Annotated in this window: 17 protein-coding genes; 1 reads left to right on the forward strand and 16 read right to left on the reverse strand. The window is 54.9% G+C overall.

All coding sequences use genetic code 11. The features are described 5' to 3' along the window. Positions 1 to 58: 58 nt before the first annotated feature. Positions 59 to 1,552, reverse strand: a complete 1,494-nt coding sequence (locus tag PLF13_08130; protein HOP07243.1) for an aldehyde dehydrogenase family protein — start codon at positions 1,550 to 1,552, stop codon at positions 59 to 61. 344 nt (positions 1,553 to 1,896) lie between these two features. Here PLF13_08130 and PLF13_08135 point away from each other — a divergent pair, with 344 nt between their 5' ends. Further along, entirely contained in the window at positions 1,897 to 2,526 is a 630-nt protein-coding gene (locus PLF13_08135; GenBank protein ID HOP07244.1) for a hypothetical protein, read from the forward strand. Positions 2,527 to 2,991: 465 nt separating this feature from the next. Here PLF13_08135 and tgt read toward each other — a convergent pair whose 3' ends face one another. The 15 genes from tgt to PLF13_08210 all read right to left on the reverse strand — a co-directional run bounded on the left by tgt (position 2,992) and on the right by PLF13_08210 (position 19,641). After that, a complete protein-coding gene (gene tgt, locus PLF13_08140; protein ID HOP07245.1) occupies positions 2,992 to 4,113 on the reverse strand; it encodes a tRNA guanosine(34) transglycosylase Tgt in 1,122 nt (373 codons plus the stop codon). Between the two features lie 63 nt (positions 4,114 to 4,176). Then, positions 4,177 to 4,995, reverse strand: coding sequence for a hypothetical protein (locus PLF13_08145; protein HOP07246.1), 819 nt, complete (start codon positions 4,993 to 4,995; stop codon positions 4,177 to 4,179). 123 nt (positions 4,996 to 5,118) lie between these two features. Beyond that, on the reverse strand, positions 5,119 to 6,483 hold the full coding sequence (gene radA / locus PLF13_08150; protein ID HOP07247.1) for a DNA repair protein RadA: 1,365 nt from the start codon (positions 6,481 to 6,483) through the stop codon (positions 5,119 to 5,121). Then, positions 6,483 to 7,241 carry an ABC transporter ATP-binding protein gene (locus tag PLF13_08155; GenBank protein HOP07248.1) on the reverse strand — a complete coding sequence of 253 codons (759 nt, stop codon included), beginning with the start codon at positions 7,239 to 7,241 and terminating at the stop codon, positions 6,483 to 6,485. The genes radA and PLF13_08155 overlap by 1 nt, the downstream gene beginning before the upstream one ends. Before the next feature lie 3 nt (positions 7,242 to 7,244). Further along, positions 7,245 to 8,045 carry an ABC transporter permease gene (locus PLF13_08160; protein HOP07249.1) on the reverse strand — a complete coding sequence of 267 codons (801 nt, stop codon included), beginning with the start codon at positions 8,043 to 8,045 and terminating at the stop codon, positions 7,245 to 7,247. After that, complete coding sequence (gene dnaB / locus PLF13_08165) at positions 8,032 to 9,459, reverse strand: replicative DNA helicase (protein HOP07250.1); 1,428 nt, start codon at positions 9,457 to 9,459, stop codon at positions 8,032 to 8,034. Before dnaB ends, PLF13_08160 begins: the two co-directional genes overlap by 14 nt. Positions 9,460 to 9,464: 5 nt before the next feature. Continuing rightward, the gene (locus PLF13_08170; GenBank protein ID HOP07251.1) at positions 9,465 to 10,256 is read right to left on the reverse strand and encodes a uracil-DNA glycosylase; all 792 of its coding nucleotides are present in this window, start codon (positions 10,254 to 10,256) and stop codon (positions 9,465 to 9,467) included. A 30-nt stretch (positions 10,257 to 10,286) separates the two neighbouring features. Beyond that, positions 10,287 to 11,525: a bifunctional phosphopantothenoylcysteine decarboxylase/phosphopantothenate--cysteine ligase CoaBC gene (gene coaBC / locus PLF13_08175; protein HOP07252.1), complete on the reverse strand. Its 1,239-nt coding sequence runs from the start codon at positions 11,523 to 11,525 to the stop codon at positions 10,287 to 10,289. After that, complete coding sequence (locus tag PLF13_08180; GenBank protein ID HOP07253.1) at positions 11,491 to 11,964, reverse strand: DUF494 family protein; 474 nt, start codon at positions 11,962 to 11,964, stop codon at positions 11,491 to 11,493. Before PLF13_08180 ends, coaBC begins: the two co-directional genes overlap by 35 nt. A gap of 178 nt (positions 11,965 to 12,142) precedes the next feature. Next, positions 12,143 to 13,399, reverse strand: coding sequence for a hypothetical protein (locus tag PLF13_08185; protein ID HOP07254.1), 1,257 nt, complete (start codon positions 13,397 to 13,399; stop codon positions 12,143 to 12,145). Between the two features lie 199 nt (positions 13,400 to 13,598). After that, a complete protein-coding gene (purH, locus tag PLF13_08190) occupies positions 13,599 to 15,170 on the reverse strand; it encodes a bifunctional phosphoribosylaminoimidazolecarboxamide formyltransferase/IMP cyclohydrolase (GenBank protein ID HOP07255.1) in 1,572 nt (523 codons plus the stop codon). Positions 15,171 to 15,173: 3 nt separating this feature from the next. Next, positions 15,174 to 16,073 (reverse strand): phosphoribosylaminoimidazolesuccinocarboxamide synthase, encoded by a 900-nt coding sequence (locus PLF13_08195; GenBank protein ID HOP07256.1) that lies wholly within the window; start codon positions 16,071 to 16,073, stop codon positions 15,174 to 15,176. Next, entirely contained in the window at positions 16,069 to 16,677 is a 609-nt protein-coding gene (purN, locus tag PLF13_08200; protein ID HOP07257.1) for a phosphoribosylglycinamide formyltransferase, read from the reverse strand. The genes PLF13_08195 and purN overlap by 5 nt, the downstream gene beginning before the upstream one ends. Positions 16,678 to 17,332: 655 nt before the next feature. Continuing rightward, the gene (locus tag PLF13_08205) at positions 17,333 to 18,139 is read right to left on the reverse strand and encodes an alpha/beta fold hydrolase (protein ID HOP07258.1); all 807 of its coding nucleotides are present in this window, start codon (positions 18,137 to 18,139) and stop codon (positions 17,333 to 17,335) included. 176 nt (positions 18,140 to 18,315) lie between these two features. Next, complete coding sequence (locus PLF13_08210) at positions 18,316 to 19,641, reverse strand: glutamine synthetase family protein (protein ID HOP07259.1); 1,326 nt, start codon at positions 19,639 to 19,641, stop codon at positions 18,316 to 18,318. Between the last annotated feature and the right edge of the window lie 124 nt (positions 19,642 to 19,765).

Here is a 19,765-nt window from a genome sequence, read left to right on the forward strand (position 1 = left end):
AAACACAGATCGTGCATTCTCAAAGCTGCTTTCATAAAGGTTAAGTCTGAATTATTTCCTACTGGTTGTCGATTTGCGCCCGCTGAAGCGTACCGCTGTAATCGACGTAAACTGATTTCCACTCGCTGAACACATCCAGGGCCGCTTCGGAGGCTTCGCGATGACCGTTGCCGGTCTCCTTGGTTCCCCCGAACGGCAGATGGGTTTCCGCACCGATGGTCGGAGCATTTACATAGAAAATGCCGGTGTAGACATCACGCATCGCCCGGAACGCCTTATTGACGTCTTGGGTGAAAATCGAAGCCGACAAACCGTAAGTGGTGTCGTTGGCCATCTCGATTGCGTTATCCAGACCGTTACAAACGGCGATACTCAGCACCGGACCAAAAATCTCTTCCTTCCAGATCCGCATGTTCTGGGTAACACCGGTAAACACGGTCGGCTGCGTGAAGAAGCCCTTGTCGTAGATGCCGCCGGTCAGTTTCTCACCGCCGGTTGCCAGCTTGGCTCCATCCTTCTTACCTATCTCGATGTATGAGAGCACCGTATCCTGTTGCGCCTGATTGATGCTCGGTCCCATATCGACCGAAGTGTCGAGACCATTGCCGACCTTCAGCTTCGAGGCCCGCTCGACAATCATCTTCGTGAATTTCTCGACGACATCCTTATGACATACGATACGGCTGGTGGCCGTGCAGCGCTGACCGGTTGTGCCGAAAGCACCCCACAGCGCACCGTCGACAGCCAGTTCGAGATCGGCATCGTCCATAACGATCTGAACGTTCTTGCCGCCCATTTCCAGCGAACAATGCTTGAACTCAGGTGCACAAGCCTCGGAAATGTGACGACCAATCTCAGTCGAACCGGTGAACGAGACCACCTTCACATGCGGATTCTTGATCAACGGATCACCCAGAGCGGCACCGCTGCCGGTAACCATATTGACCACCCCGGCCGGGATACCTTCTTCTTCACAAACCTTGATCAGATTGACCACGGAGAGCGGTGTCTCAGTCGCCGGTTTGATAACGATCGTGTTGCCGCAAATCAGGGCGGGCATCATCTTCCAGCTCGGAATCGCCATCGGGAAATTCCAGGGGGTAATGAACGAGCATACTCCCAGCGGCTGACGGACAGTCATACAAAACTTGCTGTCCATCTCGGACGGAGTGGTCATGCCGAACAAACGGCGGCCTTCTCCGGCCATGTAGAAAGTCATGTCGATAGCTTCCTGCGTATCGCCGCGAGTCTCTTTGATGACTTTCCCCATCTCGCGGGTCATATCCTGCGAGAACTGCTCTTTCCCGGCGAGCAGACGCTGTGCGATCTTGTATAAAATCTCGCCCCGTTTTGGAGCCGGCACCAGACGCCATTTCTTGTAGGCTTCGGCGGCCGCTTCGATGGCTTTATTAACGTCATCGGCGTTGGATTTCTGGAAAATTCCAACGACCTCATCAGTGTTGGCCGGATTGAGATTCTCGTAGGTCTTGCCTGACGAGGATTCAATCCACTTTCCGTTTATGAAGTTCTTATATACTTTTGGATTGCTCATGAGATACTCCCGTAAATCCATACATTTCCACAACTTCGCATTCGCGGTCCACGTTTGTGAATTTATTCACACCCGCCGAGCGCAATCCGTAAATATAGGCCTTATAATATCAATGTCAACCGCTTTCAGAGTCTGTTTTCTTAAGTTTTTAACGTTGAGACACAACAAGTTAGGCCGCCACGGAATTACCCTGTGCACAATCTGAAATGGCCCTCAACGATCGTTCGTAAAATCGTCCGGTGCGCTTGACACCTCCGACACCAGGTTCAAATACCGTAATTAGTTAATTTATTTGGCGAACTGATACATTCGTACGTTAATAGTTAAAAGGACACACGAATACCATGTTTGCCGCAGTAGCCCTTGCATCCCTGTTGACACTACCGATCTGGCCGGTCAATCCGGTCAAGCAGGATACAGCTGCCTTCCTTGCCATGGAAGTCACCACCGGTATCATTGCCCCCAACGGCATCTCCGCTACCAGCGGCAATTTATCCACCAAGCTCGAAATGCTGATAGCTCATCCCTTTCTCATCCGCGCTGAGGTGGATTACAGTATCGGATCAGTCATGGCCAACCGGATTCCATCGGGGATCATTCACGGCCCGACTTATGGCGTGCAACTTGTCTACTATCGCGGAACGAATCGTATGACTGGTACGGTCGCACTTGGACCGGTTATAACCACCGGCATGTTCCGCCTTTCCTCCGCCGCCGCCGATTCCCTGGCTACCAATTACAATATAAACGATCTTTCGATACGGCCTGCCATCGGCTATCGAGCGACTTTCGGTTTGCGTATCAGACGTACTTTCGTGATCGAAGTATCACTCACTTCGATGCTGACTGATTTCGTCTATCGCGAGGATTTGAGTCCCGGTCGTTATACAGAAATTACTCAGGAAGAACGACAGAACGATTTCCGGGTATCATTCGGATTTATCTTCGATATCAAACGCTTCGAACACCACTGATGATCTTGCGAAGAATTCAACCGTGTTGGTGATATCCCACCAGTGGACGACGGGGGGCTGGAGACATTCTTCGTGCCACGAGCAGGTCAGAATCCCTGGTCCGCCGAAGGCGGATCGCGAAGCGAGGTTCTGACTGTTTCGTGGGCGGCAGACGTCCCGTCTGCCCCTGCAGCAGCACACCCCGGAGAACGTCTTTCCCACGAAAAGAGATTGTTGACAAACCTCTTTTGCGGCGGAGACAAGCCCCACCGCTACGCGTTAAAGAATTCTAACCTCGCGCAGCGGGCGGCCTTGTGTCGCCCGCATTACAGTTGTGTTTTGCTGAATATCCAAATGTATGACTTTTTCAACAGTGGGTCGGGGTGGTCCCGACATATAGCGGGTCCGTCTTCGAACCCGGCCGATGAACGCCCGTAGCTTTCCTTCCGAGCAGCCCTACAACGTCAGGACCGCAGGGGTCATGACCTACGATTGCCCCAGATAGCGGGCGAGGAACTCCTTGCGGAACTGCGCAAAACGGCCCTCCTCAATTGCCGCTCGGATATTCCGCATCAGATTCTGGAAGAAATATGTTGAATGATAAGACGCCAGCACCATGCCGGTGATCTCCGACTGGTTATACAGATGCCGGATATAGGCCCTGCTGTAGCGTTGGCATACCTTGCAATCGCAATTGGGATCGAGTGGTTTGGAGTCATCGGCAAAATCGGCATTGCGATAGGTGATCGGCCCCTCGGAAGTAAACACATTTCCGGTGCGGGCGTTGCGTGTCGGCAGTACACAGTCGAACATGTCGATCCCATATGAAACAGCCATGAGGATGTCTTCGGGATATCCCACACCCATGAGATAGCGCGGCTTGTCCGAGGGAAGAAACTGGATCGTGTGCGCCAGTGCTTCCTCCATCTCGGTCTTGCTCTCCCCCACCGACAGACCGCCCACGGCGTTGCCGGGGAAATCCAGCGAGACAATCTGCTCGGCCGAGATCGAGCGCAGATCGTTATAGGTCGATCCCTGGACGATTCCAAATAAATGTTGACGATGAGCCTGCGCCGCGGACAAAGCCTCATGTTCGGCCTGGCAGCGCTTGGCCCAGTCGAATGTCTTGCGCACACCGTCGGCGGCCAGCTCGCGGTCGGCTGGATACGGCACGCACCAATCGAAAGCCATGATGATATCGGCGCCGATATCGTGCTCGATCTGCATCACTCGCTCCGGCGTGAACATGTGCTTGCTGCCGTCGTGATGCGAACGGAACTGCACGCCGTCTTCGGTGATTTTGACGTTCTCCTTCATGGAGAAGACCTGATAGCCGCCGGAGTCGGTCAGGGTCGGTTTATGCCAGGCGTTAAACGAGGCCAGCCCGCCCTGTGATTTGATTATCTCGGTTCCGGGTCGCAGATAGAGATGGTAGGTGTTGCCGAGGATAATCTCCGCTCCGCATTCCTCCAGGTCGCCCGAGGTTAGGGCTTTGACCGCACCGGAGGTGCCGACCGGCATGAACGCCGGCGTCTGAAATGTGCCGTGCTCGACGGAGACCTCGCCGCGCCGGGCGGCGCCGTCGGTTGTCTTAGGCTTGTATATCATCTCACTCATGGTGGTGGAAGATAGTCGGTAGAACAGCGACTGGCAACTAAACTGTTCTGGAAGCTAAATTCTCATGTTGCCAGGATCCGGCAAATGCCGCTCGCACAAGGAGCGGAAACGATCAATGTCCTCACATGGCACTACTCGTGGTGGTAACGTGGGCGTTTTCAGTTCTTGCCTGAACTCTTCGCAAGAAATCAGCCTACCCACAAAGCGATCGTCCGGCGCATGTTTCAACAAAGCCATGAACTTTTTGTCCTCTGTCACCAAATAGTCGCAGTATTTCAGGTAAGGAAGACGCTGGATGTCCATTTGGTCTCCGAGTTTGACCTTCCGCCCGCACGATGCCGCAGACCTCACCAATGCGATATTGCCTGCAAGATAATCCGCGATCGCTTCGTTAGTTGTGAGCGATAAATCGGTGGCCGGGAATGCGACGTTCCACTCTGTCGACAGCGATTCCAACCTCCGAATGGTCTGTTGCTCGTCGGAGTGCGCAATTCCCTCAATCCCGTATTTTACGTCAATGATCGACAGGCTATGCGAAACCAGATCAATCGCCTTACTGTGACATTCCGCCCTTCCTTGCCAACAATCTGCCAAGAACGAGATCCCTCCCTCTATCTCAAGCAGAAGTCCCATGCCCCTCCTGTCAAAGGCAAGGGACTTGAGACGCGAAAAGACAAGTGATTCCTCGTCATACGATGCGGCGCTAAATAGCCTCAGCAACTCCATGTCGATGATCAACCGTACATTCGGCAAGAGCAATTGAGTGTCAGATAGCGTTGACAGTTCCATTGCAAAACGAACGATCTCTGTCAGCTTAGTCGCATTCCCTGCATGCAAACCACCGACCATCTCTTCTATGTCAGTTATTGACATACAGCATCGGACTCTGTCCTTTGCGTCCATAACAGCGAGCTTCACGTCACAGGCACTGTAAGAAAGCGCGAGTTCCTCCCACGCACAATTGTCAAACGCAAAGTGAAGCACGTCCCGTCCCCCTTACCCCACGATCAGGTCCAACGCCTCCGACAAGGATGTCACACCGGTAAGATCAAGAGAACGGTCGGTCAGTTGTTCAAGATTAGATTTCGGCAGAATGATCCGCGTGAAACCCAACTTGGCCGCCTCTTTGACGCGCCGGTCGATCATCGACACCCCGCGCACCTCGCCGGACAAACCGACCTCACCGACCACCGCCAGTTTGGGATCGAGCGAACGATTCAGATGCGACGAAGTGATCGCGGTCAGAATCGGCAGGTCAACGGCCGGTTCAGAGAGCTTGAGTCCGCCCGCCACCGAGACGAACACGTCATTTTGAGACATCGGATAGCCGCATCGTTTTTCGAGAATGGCCAGCAACAGGGCGAGGCGTTTGTTGTCGAGTCCACCCGCCACCCGCTGTGGTGTGCCGTAGTTGGCGGGCGATACGAGCGCCTGCACCTCGACGAGGATCGGCCGGTTGCCCTCGCAAATCGGTGTTACCACCGACCCGGTGCGCTCCCCCGACTCATGGCCGGACAAGAACAACGATGAAGGATCGGTCACCTCGATCAGTCCCGAGGCAGCCATTTCGAACAGACCTATTTCGGCAATCGAACCGAAGCGGTTCTTGGTTGCCCGCAGCATGCGATACATCTGCGAGGAATCCCCCTCGAAATAAATAACCGTGTCGACCATGTGTTCGAGCACTTTGGGACCGGCCACCAGACCATCCTTGGTCACATGCCCGATCAGGAACAGAGCGATGTTATTCGCCTTGGCATGGCCGATCAGGCGATTGGCGCATTCACGCACCTGCGCCACTGTGCCGGGCGGTGAATCGAACAGACCGGACGAAAGCGTCTGAACCGAGTCGACCATGACCACCGCGAAATCCTGCTGCTCGAAAACGTCAATCATCTCCTCCAGCGAGGTGGAGTTCATCACCGTCACCCGGTCACCGTCGACGCCGAGTCGTTCCGCTCGCAACTTCACCTGCGGCAACGATTCCTCCCCGGTCACATAGAGCACCGGGAGATTCTGTCGCGAATAAGCATCGGCCGCCTGAAGCACGATCGTCGATTTTCCGATCCCCGGTTCACCCGCCAGCAACACCGTCATGCCGGGCAACAACTGCCCGCCCAACACCCGGTCGAACTCCTCGATACCACAACGATATCCCGAAGCAGACTCGAAACCAATCTCAGGAATCGTGCTCGTTTGTGCTTTCTGCGAGGGACCGGAGGCAGTCTTGCGAACGGGGATACGTTCCTCGATCAGGGTATTCCAGGCACCGCACTCGCGGCACTGGCCCTGCCAGCGGGGATGCTGCGCGCCGCATTGGGAACAATAATAGGCTGTTTTGATTTTCTTCGGGGCGGCCATCAGCCCACCTGGATCGGACCGACCGAACTGCCGGCAATGAACTGCCGGACTACCGGGTCGTCGGTCTCTTTGATCTGCTGCGGGCTGCCGTCGATTTGAACCTTCCCCTGATAAAGCATGACGATACGGTCGGCTATCTTGAATGCCGATTTCATATCGTGCGTAACCGCCACCGAAGTGACATGGAGCTTTTCGTTGAGGGTAACAATCAGATCGTTGATCATATCGGAAGTAATCGGATCGAGCCCGGTGGTCGGCTCGTCGTACAAGAGCACTCCCGGTTCTCCCGCTATCGCTCGCGCCATCCCGACACGTTTGCGCATACCACCCGATAATTCCGAAGGATACTTTTGTCTGGCATGAGACAGGCCGACCACTTCGAGACATTGCTCGACAATCTGAGCAACTTCCTCATGAGTATGCCGATGAGCTTCGACCAAACCAATCCCGACATTTTCTTCAACCGTCATCGAGTCGAACAACGCCGCCGACTGGAACAACATTCCGAACCGACGACGAAATTCGGCCAGTTCGCGTCCCTTGAAACCAGCGATGTCCTGGCCGTCGAACCGGACCGTCCCCTCGTCCGGCTCGATCAGCCTGATCAGATGCTTCAGTAAAACCGATTTACCGCAACCGGACTGGCCGATAATCACGATCGACTCTCCCGGCGTGATACTCAGATCGATACCGCGTAATACCTCCTGCGGTCCGAAACTTTTGTGCACGCCAACTATGTCGATTAACGATTCAGCCATAGTCTATATCCGGAACAGAATAACGGCAAAAATGAAATTAAGAATCAGAATCATCACGGTTGAAATTACCACCGAAGTGGTCGTCGCGCGACCGACACCCTGTGCGCCGCCGTTCGTGTTAAAACCTTCGTAGCAACCGACCACACCAATCGTGAGACCGAACACCGCCGCTTTGATCAGACCGTTGATAAAGTCGCCCATTTTGAACGATGATTTGAATCCGTTCATGAACATCTCAACCGAGACATCGACCCCGATCACGGAAACAATCAGGCCGCCTATGACAGCGATGAAATTAGCGAACACCACCAGGAACGGGACCATCAGCACACAAGCCAGCACTCGCGGCATGACCAGATAGCGCACCGGGTTGATTCCCATCGATTCGAGAGCGTCGATCTGTTCGGTAACGCGCATCGTGCCCAACTCAGCCGTTACCCCGGCTCCCACTCGCCCGGCGAATACGATCGCCGACAGCACCGGAGCCAGTTCGATCACGACAGCCTTGCCGACCGCCTGCCCCAGGTAACGCAAAGGAGCCCCGATAAACTTGAACTGATAAGCTGCCTGCCAGGCAGCCACCGCCCCGACGAAAATCGCGATGATCACGATTACCGGCAACGACTGCACTCCCAGCAGATAAACCTGGTTCACGAAAAGTCGGAACGACCGAAAGAGATCTTTTAACGAGACGATAAAACGTCCGAGGAGAAGGAAAATACCTCCGAGCTTGGTAATAAACTCAACTCCGCGTCGTCCCAGTATGGCCAGTCCTGATTCCATCCATTCCTCAGAAGGGTTCATCGGTCGGTTCCACCGGTTCCGCATCCGGCGGTAGTTCCGGCGAGCGGTAAGCTAGATTCTCGAATCGAGCGTAATCTTTCACGAACGCCAGATGCACCGTACCGGTCGGACCGTTACGTTGCTTGGCAACAATTATCTCAGCCTTACCCTCAACCTCAAGAAATTTAGGATCGGTTTTTTCCAAATGCGAGTAATAATACTCAGGACGATAGACGAACATCACCACGTCGGCGTCCTGTTCGATGGCGCCCGATTCACGAAGGTCGGAGAGTTGCGGCTTTTTCCCCTCGCGCTGTTCCACCTGGCGCGAAAGCTGCGAACAGGCGACCACCGGCACTTCGAGTTCCATGGCCAATTGCTTGAGGTTGCGCGAAAGTGAAGCAATCTCCTGCTGGCGGTTTTCATAACGACCCGAACCGGACATCATCTGAATATAGTCAACCACGATCAGGTCGATACCCAACTGCCCTTTCAGCCGTCGCGCTTTGGCTTTCATCGCCAGCGGCGTCAGTCCGGGTGTATCGTCGATGTATATCTGTGCCTCGGAGAGCACTCCGGCATTGGTGAGCTGCTGCATTTCATCATCGTTCACCCGGCCGGATCGAAGCTTTTGTTGTGAGACTCGGGCACGACCGCACAGCATGCGCATGGCGAGAGCGGCAGCAGACATTTCAACCGAAAACACACAAACCTTCTTCTTCTTCTCCATCGCCACATGCTCGGCGATATTCATCACGAAGGCCGACTTACCCATTGAGGGCCGCCCGGCTACGATGACCAGTTCGCCCTTATGCAGCCCGTTGGTCATCACATCGAGTTGTTCGAATCCGGTCGTGGTTCCATCCGCGGCCCCGCCGCCGGCACGCAATTCCTCGATATGTTGAAACGTCGGCGGCATTAGCTCGCCCAGTGAAACGAATCCCTGTCTCATTCGGGTTTGAGCGATATCAAAAATCGTCGACTCGGCTTTATCCAGCAATTCCGAAACATCGTCCTGCATGTTGTAGGCCGACTCGATAATCGATTCGGACGACGAAATCAGGTTGCGCAGAATCGACTTGTCCAGAACGATCCGGGCATGAGCTTCAACGTTGGCGGTGGATGCGACCGACTCGATCAGGTCGGCCAGATAAACACGCCCGCCTGCTTTCTGGAGATCGTTGTTGCGATTGAGCCAGTCGGCCACGGTGGTGATGTCGCACGGCTCGTTGCGGTCGTAGAGATCGAGAATTGCCCGGAAGATTGTCCGATGTTTCGGAGAATGAAAATGGCGCTCGTTGTCAATAACCTCAAGAACCTTGTGAAGCGCCTCCTGGCTGCGCAGGATTGAGCCTAAAACCGCCTGTTCCGCTTCGAGTGATTGCGGCTCCTTGAGACGGGCATCGGCATCGGCCGTTTTGGAACGGTAAGCCATCTATATCAACCCACCTGTTCGTCGTATCGTTGGCGCAGAAGCTGGACATCTTCCCAGGTCCCGCGCTTGAAGGCCGGATTACGAAGTAGCGCCGCCGGATGGTAAGTGACCAGCATCGGCACTCCCTCGTACTCGTGCCAGCGACCGCGAAGTTTCCCCAGGGGAGTCTTGGTATCAAGCATCGCCTGGGCGGCAATTCGTCCCAGGGCACAAATCAATTTTGGCTGAATCAATGCTACCTGTTCCTTGAGATAGGGAAAACATTGCGCCATCTCATCCGGCTGAGGATCGCGGTTGCCCGGCGGGCGGCATTTGAGAATGTTGGCAATGTAAATCTGGGTTCGATCGAACTTGATCGCCGCCAGGATCTTGTCCAGCAATTGCCCGGCTCGACCGACAAAAGGTTCACCCAGACGGTCTTCATCAGCTCCCGGTGCTTCCCCCACGAACATCACCTCGGCTTTGGGATTCCCCGCACCGTAAACGAATTTATTGCGAGTCTGGCCCAGGGGACATTTCTGACAATTGCAAATCGCCTCGTAATGCTCCTCGAGTGAGTCGAACTGCGGTTCCGTGTGGGTCGGTTCCGGTTCACCGAACAACGAGCCGCTGTACTCCGCCGGTGCGGCAGGAGATGACGCCGACAGCGCTTCCTCGACCGAGGCGATGCGACTGGACATCTGTTCACTCGAGGTCGCTGCGGTGTTCAGAATCACTTCGGGCATACCCATCTCGACCTGAGCCGTCAGGGCACGCCGGATCATATTGTAGAGATCGGTCGGTTTGTCGTTTGCCATATCACTTTCCGTGTGAGACTAAGCTGAATACTACAACAATCTCGCTACAGAGTCAATTAGCTTGCAAGCCAGATCGTCCTTGGTCATAAGCGGCCAGATTTCCGGTTTCTTGTCGTGAACGATAATCGTTACCTGGTTGGTATCGCTGTCGAAGCCGGTTTCGGTTCCGACCCTGTTGACGATTATCATATCGAGTTTCTTATCGGTCAGTTTCCTGCGGGCATGCTCCAGGGCATGATCGGTTTCAAGGGCAAAGCCAACGATCAGTTTCCCCTTGCGGTCTTTCATCGTGAGTGACTTGAGGATATCGACTGTCGGGGTCAGATCGAGCGTTAAAGGTTTATTTCCCTTTTTTAGCTTCTTGTCGGCTGTTTTGGTCGGTTGGTAATCGGCCGGGGCCGCGGCCATGATCAAACCATCAGCCGTCGGGAGAGCTTTTTTCACGGCCTCCCTGAGTTCATCGGTAGTTCCGATTTTCACCACTTCGCATCCGACGGGCAACGGCTGCGCGGTCGGTCCGGTGATGAGCGTCACCTCCGCGCCGGACGAGATAGCGGCACGCGCCAGTGCATAGCCCATTTTCCCCGAGGAATGATTCGAAATAAAGCGCACCGGGTCGATCGGTTCACGCGTCGGACCGGCGGTTATTACCAGTCGTTTACCGATCAGGGCTTTTTTTTTTGACGTGCCGAGCAGAGCCACCGCTGTGTCGAAAATTTCCTCCGGCTCGACCATCCGTCCTACCCCCGATGACTCACAGGCCATTGCCCCTTCGTCGGGACCAACGAAGCTGCAACCGACATCCTCCAACGTCTCGATGTTCCGTTGCGTTACCGGGTTGTGCCACATCTTGGGATTCATAGCGGGAGCAACGAGGATCGGCGCTCCGGCGGCACACACCACCGTGGTTAGCAGGTCATCGGAGATACCGTTGGCGGTTTTGCCCAGGAAGTTGGCTGTGGCGGGAGCGATGATGATCAAATCGGTGTTCTGAGCGAGATCAATATGGCGTGTTGCCACGAACTCATGGTCGGGAAACAATTCGGTACTCACCGGATGTCCTGAGACGGTCTCAAGAGTAAGGGGGGTAATGAATTTACAGGCCGCAGCAGTCATTACCACGCGTACTTCGGCCCCCTCACGGACCAGCATCCGAACCAGATACGGCACCTTGTAGCAGGCAATACCACCGGTCAGACCGACCGTGATTCTTTTCCCCTGCAGCATCATAGCATCAGTTGACGTGGATGTTTGTTTTGCTTTCGGCATCGCTGAGTTCTTCGGTCGGGAAGTCATCATAACCACCGAAAACAACCGATGATGCCACCAGCTTGACCTGTTCCGAAGTCACTACACTGTCGCCCAGAATAGAGACTCGTTCCAGAATCGCCTCGAACTCTTCATCGTCGATCAAGCCCAAATTAAGAAGCTTCAGCAACATTCCCTGAGCCTCGACGGTCATGTGCACGCGCTCCGCCTCGGTCAGGATGCGTATGGATACCGGATTTTGCGGAAAGTCACGATACAACTCCTCAGGGGCAATCTCCAGACGATTCAACAACCATTGATAAGCTGATGATATTTCGTGATCGGAATAGCCCAGGGTTCGTAGTGTGCTCGAAAAATCCTCTGTATCGGGAAGGCGGTCTCGCGACTCGCGCATATAGTCCATCAAATATATAACAATCTCAAGTATTCTATCTGTCATTCTCATTCCTTACCAACAGGTATACACGGTCAAAATAACCTTCTCCCCTGATCCGAGCAAGGATTATTGTGTTGCGGGGTATTCTCGCGATAGAAGCTGTTGACCTGAAGCCGGTTAGAGACAGAACGGCGGAGCCTGTCGGCTCCGCCGCCGTAGAAATGTCTGTCTGCTGTAATACTCAGGGGCAGGCCTGCAGCTCCGGCCCCGAGCCGAACATGAAAGTCACCAGCATAACCAAGTCTGATATAGTCGCGGGCGTCCCGTCGACATCGATGTCTGTGTTGAGCATGCAAGTCGGAGCCGGACCGCCGCCGAACATGAAGCTGGTCAGATAGACCAGATCCGTAATGTCCGGACCATCCCCCGACTCATTAGCATCACCGCGAAGCCGGCAACAACAGGCGTCTCCTTCACCGTCGCCGTCGGAGTCGACCTGATCGACGTTGGCCACGTCCGGGCAATTGTCGCACACATCTCCCAAGCCGTCCTCATCCTCATCCGCTTGGTCAGGGTTGTACCAGTTGAGACAGTTGTCCCCGTAGAACATCCAGTTTTCGCATGACTCAGCATCATAGTCGCAAACCCCGTCGTTGTCGTAATCGGGAGCAGCACATTCCACGAATGTGTAGCAATAGGGACCTCCCCATGAAGGCACATATCGCAGTTGCTCCGGGGCATTATCGCCATCTGCATAAGACCACAACCATGATCCCGATCGAGGAATCCAGCAGGAATCAATACAAAGTGTTTTTCCGATATTGTCCTGCTGATACGGGGCATACACGGTCAGAGGGAAGGAGATGTATTGCAGACCATCCGGAATGCCGTTGCCGTCTCTCTTCGTACTCGAACCGAACATAGTCATACCCGACCACCCCATTGTGTCAGTGCCTATGAAGCGGAGCATGTGAATAAAGTCGAAATCCAAGTCCTCCTGGGGACCCGAGAAATCTATGCTCTCTATGTATAGACTGTCCGGGGTGTAGACTCTGAATCCCACATTGATGTTGGAGAGCTCCTCAACTTCGAGGGTTGCCCTAATTTCGAAGTGGAGCCAACTTGTCCGATAGCAAATCCAATCGGTTGGATGGATAATGCAACCATCATCTACTACGCTCACCGAGCCCACCTGTTGCGCCTCACATACTTCTTGGGGATCGCAGTTGAGAGGCGCGCCTCCGCGAAAGAGATATGCGGACAGATAATCGAGGTCGCCGGCGTCAATCCCAGCGCAACCGTCAAGGTCCATTACCGTTGTATCCGCGGGCGCCGGTCCATTGGAAAACATCCAGGTAGCCATATAGACGAGGTCATTGACATAAGGCCCGGTGCCGTCCCCGTTGACGTCGCCGCATATCGTGGTCTGACTCCAGACACTCGTGCCCAGTAAGGCACAGATCAACGCTGTTAGCAGAATTCCCGTTCTCTTCGTCATATGATGTCCTCCCGGCCTGCTTGTTGACTTTCGAGCACTCCGATCTCTTCAGGACTACGAGTCGGACGCCCACCGCATGTCTCTGTTGTACATAAAATAATAACTAATATGTATAACTGTGTCAACGTTTTTGATATGTTAGCACAAAGGCCGACGGTTTGTACTGCCGGCCTTTTCCGTATCCGAAAGCTCTGTAATGCTAGTGTTTGAAATGCCGCACCGAGGTAAATACCATCGCCGCGCCGGCCTTGTCGGCCGCCTCGATCGCCTGTTCGTCTCCCTTCGAGCCGCCCGGCTGAATGATCGCCGTAACACCGGCATCAGTACCGACTTCGACTCCATCCGGCATCGGGAAAAACGCATCGGAGGCCATCACCGCCCCTTTGGCGCGGTCACCGGCCCGCTTGACCGCCATGAAACCGGAATCGACTCGCGAGGTCTGCCCCATCCCGATCCCCACCGTAGCCGTCCCTTTAGCCAGGACAATCGCATTCGATTTGGTGTGCTTGACCACCTTCCAGGCAAACAGCATCGACTTGATCTCTTCCGGCGTCGGCTCGCGTTTAGTCACAACCTTGAGTGAAGACTCGAGGGTGGCGAGGTCATCGGCCGTCTGAACCAGGAGACCGCCGCGAAGGTACTTGAGAACTGTCTTGGCCTTTGATTTCCCCCCGGCGATTCCCGGCAGGGCCATCAGTCGCCGCGCCTTCTTGCGCTTGAGCAGCTTGAGCGCCTCGGGCGCAAACGACGGAGCCAGAATGCACTCTACGAAGAGGGTCTCGTGCAACAGCTTGGCAGTCTCCATATCGACCTCTTTGTTCAGGCCGATAATCGAGCCGAATGCTGAAAGTGGATCGGAATCAAAGGCCGCCTGGTAGGCCTCGGCCAACGTCTTGCCGGTAGCCGCCCCACAGGGATTGGCATGCTTGATTACGGCTGCGAACGGCTCCTCGAAATCGAGCAACATGTCGAGGGTGGCGTCCATATCACCGTAGTTGTTGTACGAAAGTTCCTTGCCGGACAAAATCTCACCATCGAGCAAGCTGGCAATTTTGTTGCCGTCGGCCGAATAGACCGCCGCCTGCTGGTGGGGATTCTCACCGTAGCGCAGTTTATCGCGATACGAGAAGCTCAGGTTCATTTTCTTCGGGAACAACGCTCCTTCGTCTTCTTTCCCCTGATGGAAATAGGCCACGATTGCCGCGTCGTAATCGGCAGTAAGACCGAACGCCTTCCCGGCGCACTCGCGACGGAACTCCAGATCGGTGGCGCCGTCGTTGGTTTTCATTTGTTCGATTAATTTATCATAGTCGGAGGGATCCACCACCACCGTTACCGATTCGTGATTCTTGGCTGAGGCCCGAATCATGGTCGGACCACCGATATCGATATTCTCGATTATCTCATCGTGGTCGGCATCGGGGCGGGCCACGGTCTCTTTGAACGGATAGAGGTTGACTATAACCAGATCGATAGAGCGATAGTCTAACTCGCTCATTTGCTGGATATCCTCATCATTGTCGCGACGGCAAAGCAACCCGGCATGTATTTTCGGGTGCAGTGTCTTCACCCGACCGCCCAGGATTTCCGGTGCGCCGGTGAAGGTCGATACACCAATTGCCTGTATACCGGCCTCTTTGAGTTTTTTGAGCGTTCCCCCGGTGGAAATAATCTCCACCCCGAAATCCTGCAACGCCTGCGCCAGATCTTCGAGCCCTTCCTTATTGGACACCGAGATCAGTGCTCGTTTAATTTTAATCAGTTCCGGCATAACCTACATCCCTGTAATGAGTCTTTGGGCTTCGCGATACCGCACGGCCGAGGCCTCGACCACTTCGTCCGGGAGTTTCGGTCCCGGAGGCCGACGATCCCAATCGAGACCGGCCAGGTAGTCTCGAATCGGTTGTTTGTCGAACGAGGGCTGTCCCCGACCGATCCGGTATTGATCGACCGGCCAGAAACGACTGGAATCAGGGGAAAGCACTTCGTCAATAAGAATGAAGCGGCCGTCGTGGAAACCGAATTCGAATTTGGTATCAGCTATGATAATCCCCTTGCGGCGAGCCATTTCGGCTGCCTTGCCGTATATTGCAAGCGATTTGTCGCGACAGAGTCGGGCTGTTTCGGCGCCGATCAGATCGACCAGTTGGTCATAGCTGATATTTTCATCATGGCCGTCGTCGTTCTTGGTGGACGGTGTAAAGATCGGCTGCGGCAATTGTTGCGATTCCTGCAAGTCGGGCGGAAATTCGAAACCGTGCACCGTGTTGGAGCCTGATCGACGAGCCTTGAGCAGTTCTTTCCACATCGAGCCGGAGATATAACCACGGACGATACACTCACAATCGACTCGCTCCGCTTTAACGACAATCATCGAGCGACCCTCGAGAACATCGCGATACTGACGGAGATTCTCCGGGTATTCGTCGACGTTGGCCGTAACCAGGTGATGCTCGGTCACGTCACTGAGGAAGTCGAACCAGAACAACGACATAGCCGTCAGTACCGCCCCCTTGCCGGGGATACCGTTCGGAAGCACGACATCGAAGGCCGAGATGCGATCGGTCGATACGATCAATAATCGGTCGCCGAGGTCATAGACATCCCGAACTTTGCCGCGTGTCAGGAGCGGATACTCCTTTATATCGGTAGCCAGAACAACCTTTGGATCAATCAAGGTCATACTCTCCTTTTATCAACTTTTGTAGAACTCTCGGATAAAGCCTGTGCTCTTTCTCGAGCACGCGGGCAGCGAGCGAATCGGGGGTGTCGTCCGGCTTCACCGGAACCCGAATCTGCTCCAGGATACGCCCGTGGTCGTAGATTTCATCGACCAGATGAACGGTCGGCCCTGACTCTTTCTCCCCGGCCGCCAGCACCGCCTCATGGACGTGATGACCGTACATCCCCTGACCGCCGAATTTCGGCAGCAAAGCCGGGTGAATGTTGGTGATGCGATGACGATATTTACGCACAACCCCGAGCGGCAGCAACTTGAGATATCCGGCCAGAGCAATATAGTCGATTTTGTGCTCATCGAGCAACGCCAGCATACGCGCCTCGTATTCCTCCGGTGATTCGTCCCTGCCCGGACGCATCGTTCGACCGGGAATACCGGCCTTCTCGGCGCGCTGAAGTCCGAACGCTTTTTTCGTGCTGGAGATCACCAGGGCGATTTCGGCAGTCAGAATACCGGCTTTGACGGCATCGATCAATGACTGAAGGTTGCTTCCGCCGCCGGAGACAAAGACGGCGACTCGCGGTAAGGTATCGGCCATCGGACTTCCTCTCAAACAAGACTGTCATCGGGCTCGCCGCGCACTACATAAAACATGCAGGTCACGACGACCGGCCCGTCCATGGTCTCGCCCTCTTGGGGGCGCAAATTGCACAGAAAAAACAATATAAACAGCCCAACCGCCCTGTCAATCCATATTGCCCCGGGTGTTTTTCTCTTGATTGGGAGCGTTACCCGGTGTTGTCGGGCGTCACTGACCAATGAGTTCACGGTAGGTCGAAATCCCCTGTCCGCCGGAGGCGGATCGCGAAGCGAGGTTTCGACAACATTCCGCGGGCGGTAGACCGAGAGGTCTGCCCCATGCCTCTCAAGTTGTCCACAAATCAGATTGGCCATATCCGTTGAAGACAAAGACACTCGGTCGTGGGCGGCAGACGTCCCGTCTGCCCCTGCAGCAGCCTTGCCGGTCGTAGCGCGGGATCCCTGCGATCCCGCGCTTTATCATAGGCATCATGGCAGACGTCTCGTATTCCCCACCCGTGGACGGGTGGGCCACCAGCACGAGGTTAAAGCCCTTTAACGTAGTGGGCGGCAGACGTCCCGTCTGCCCCTTTATCGGCAATTTCCCCCGCCGATGATATTCGGCACGTCTCGGAGAGACGTGCCCTACAATATCAAGTTTCAAGCAACCCGATCTACACTCGCTCCGCTCTGTCCAGAAACGTGCTCAGGTCTCGGTTAAACCGCTCGGGGGCTTCCATGTTGACCATGTGGCCGACACCCTCGTACACATGCAGGTCCGCTCCCTTGATCTGTTCCGCCAACAGACGCGACAGCTTAATGAATATCCGATCCAGTTCGCCGGTGAAAATCGCTGTCGGGACTTTTATCTTATGCACGTTCGCCAGATCGTCTGAACTCGGGTATTGGCCGCGCTTTGGGTCGGCCCAGATCGCCCCGGAATGGTCTCGCATCATTTGCTCGATACGTCCACTCAGGGCCTTTTTATCGTCCTTGTAGTAAGCGAGGGTGACTTGCACCCACTTCTCACGGGCGGCTTCGATCCCTTTCTCACGGGCTATCTCATCGACCCGGGAGATTTTCCTCCCGACCGCATACCCGGCCGCGCCGCTGCTTACCAGGGTTAGCGAAGCCAGTCGCTCCTGATGTTTGAGGGCGAAACCGATCGCGGTACTGCCGCCCATGGAGAGGCCGATCAGATGGCATTTCTCGATATGGAGGGCGTCGAGGAGGTCGAGCAGGTCGGCGGCGCGGTCATCGCGGCTGTAGCCGGTGACCGGTCGGTCCGATTCGCCGTGGCCTCGGGCGTCGGGCACGATCACGCGCCTGGTCTTTTTGAAAAACTCCCCCTGCTCGCGCCACATACGACGGTCGAGGGTGAAGCCGTGGAGAAAGACTAGGGGCGGACGGTCGTCCGGCTCGTCCGGGAGATATTCATCGAGGTAAAGTTTGATTCCTTCGTGGTTGCTTATATACGGCATGGTCTTATCGGTCCTTGTTTGTTTCTTCCTCGCCCTTTAACGCCCCGGCCTTTCATTTGTGCCGGACAACGGAGGAGAATATACGAACGTTAACCAGCTCTACACAACCCGCCTATATAAGAAAAGGCAGCCGAGGCTGCCCTTTTCTCTTTGGATGGATATGGAGTCCCCACCGACTATAACATCGGCAGATACTTTTGCTGCTCGAATTCCGAGACGTGCATCCGATAACGATCCCATTCGATCCGCTTGTTCAACACCAAGGCGTTGTGGATATGCAGACCGAACGTCTCGCGAGCCAGTTCCGAGTTCTCGAACTCATCGATCGCCGTATCGAGCGAGCCGGGCAGGGTGTCGATCTTCAGATCGAATTTGGCCTGCTCGTCCATGTGGAAAATGTTCTCCTCAATCGGCTCCGCCAGATCGTATTTTCCCTCGATCCCTTTCAGTCCGGCGGCCAGCATCCCGGCGAAAGCGAGATACGGATTGGCGGCCGGGTCGGGTGAACGAAGCTCTATCCGGGTGGCTTTCTCTTTGCCCTGGCGATAGGCCGGCACACGGATCATCGAGGAGCGATTACGACGCCCCCAGGAAATATAAACCGGCGCTTCATAACCGGGAACGAGCCGCTTGTAGGAGTTCACCCACTGGTTGGTGACAAGGGTGATCTCTTTGATATGGCGAAGGATCCCGGCCACATAATAACGAGCCATCCGGGACAGGGAGTATTTCCCCTTGGTATCGAAGAACAGATTCTTGTCCCCCTTGAAAATCGACTGATGGCAGTGCATCCCGGAGCCGTTCTGACCGAAGATCGGTTTCGGCATGAAGGTGGCATACAGATCGTTCTGCATGGCAACTTCCTTTACCAGGAAACGATACACCTGGGCGAAATCGGCCATGACCAGCGCCTCCTGGTATTTCAGGTCGATCTCGTGCTGGCTGGGCGCGACCTCGTGGTGCGAGCACTCCACCGGGATGTCCATCGCCTCCAGCGCCGCCACCGTGGCCTTGCGCACCTGGGAGCCGAAATCTATCGCATCGAAATCGAAATAGCCGGACTGGTCCATACCCTTGGTTCCATGGTCATCCTCGAAATAGAAATACTCGATCTCCGGACCGACGTTCAGAGTCCAGCCTTTCTCATGGAGCTTGGCAAGATTGCGGCGAAGCACCCAGCGCGGATCACCCTCGTACGGGGTGCCGTCGGGATTCTGGATGTCGCAGAACATCATCGCCACCCGCTCGCCGGCGATCTCCCAGGGAATGATCCGGAACGTGACTGGGTCCGGAACGGCCATCAGGTCCGATTCCTCGATCCGAGCGAACCCCTCGACCGAACTCCCGTCAAATCCCTGACCCTCTTCGAGTACCTGCTCGATCTCTGAGCGTGTGATCGACATTCCTTTGATTTTGCCGAGGATATCGGTAAAACAGAGGCGGATATAGCGAATCCCGGCCTCATCGATCAGTCTCAACACATCTTCCCTGGTTTTAGTCACCGTCTCTGCTCCTTTCGGGGGTATTGACAATAATTTGAATAAATGTCAGGATCGCCCGTCTTGATCCCGGAAACAACAAAAACAATGACCCAACGGGTCCATTAGTCAGTGATTGATACAGAGT

It is taken from the genome of Candidatus Zixiibacteriota bacterium (assembly GCA_035380245.1).
Classification (GTDB): domain Bacteria; phylum Zixibacteria; class MSB-5A5; order GN15; family FEB-12; genus DAOSXA01.

Excerpts from the sequence above, each read along its gene's own strand:
- PLF13_08135 (HOP07244.1), top strand. The coding sequence starts at position 1,897 with ATGTTTGCCGCAGTAGCCCTTGCATCCCTGTTGACACTACCGATCTGG.
- PLF13_08205 (HOP07258.1), bottom strand. The coding sequence starts at position 18,139 with ATGCCGTATATAAGCAACCACGAAGGAATCAAACTTTACCTCGATGAA.
- tgt (HOP07245.1), bottom strand. The coding sequence starts at position 4,113 with ATGATATACAAGCCTAAGACAACCGACGGCGCCGCCCGGCGCGGCGAG.
- dnaB (HOP07250.1), bottom strand. The coding sequence starts at position 9,459 with ATGGCTTACCGTTCCAAAACGGCCGATGCCGATGCCCGTCTCAAGGAG.
- coaBC (HOP07252.1), bottom strand. The coding sequence starts at position 11,525 with ATGCCGAAAGCAAAACAAACATCCACGTCAACTGATGCTATGATGCTG.
- purH (HOP07255.1), bottom strand. The coding sequence starts at position 15,170 with ATGCCGGAACTGATTAAAATTAAACGAGCACTGATCTCGGTGTCCAAT.
- PLF13_08155 (HOP07248.1), bottom strand. The coding sequence starts at position 7,241 with ATGGCTGAATCGTTAATCGACATAGTTGGCGTGCACAAAAGTTTCGGA.
- PLF13_08185 (HOP07254.1), bottom strand. The coding sequence starts at position 13,399 with ATGACGAAGAGAACGGGAATTCTGCTAACAGCGTTGATCTGTGCCTTA.
- PLF13_08180 (HOP07253.1), bottom strand. The coding sequence starts at position 11,964 with ATGACAGATAGAATACTTGAGATTGTTATATATTTGATGGACTATATG.
- purN (HOP07257.1), bottom strand. The coding sequence starts at position 16,677 with ATGGCCGATACCTTACCGCGAGTCGCCGTCTTTGTCTCCGGCGGCGGA.
- PLF13_08170 (HOP07251.1), bottom strand. The coding sequence starts at position 10,256 with ATGGCAAACGACAAACCGACCGATCTCTACAATATGATCCGGCGTGCC.
- PLF13_08130 (HOP07243.1), bottom strand. The coding sequence starts at position 1,552 with ATGAGCAATCCAAAAGTATATAAGAACTTCATAAACGGAAAGTGGATT.
- PLF13_08145 (HOP07246.1), bottom strand. The coding sequence starts at position 4,995 with ATGTCAATAACTGACATAGAAGAGATGGTCGGTGGTTTGCATGCAGGG.
- radA (HOP07247.1), bottom strand. The coding sequence starts at position 6,483 with ATGGCCGCCCCGAAGAAAATCAAAACAGCCTATTATTGTTCCCAATGC.
- PLF13_08160 (HOP07249.1), bottom strand. The coding sequence starts at position 8,045 with ATGAACCCTTCTGAGGAATGGATGGAATCAGGACTGGCCATACTGGGA.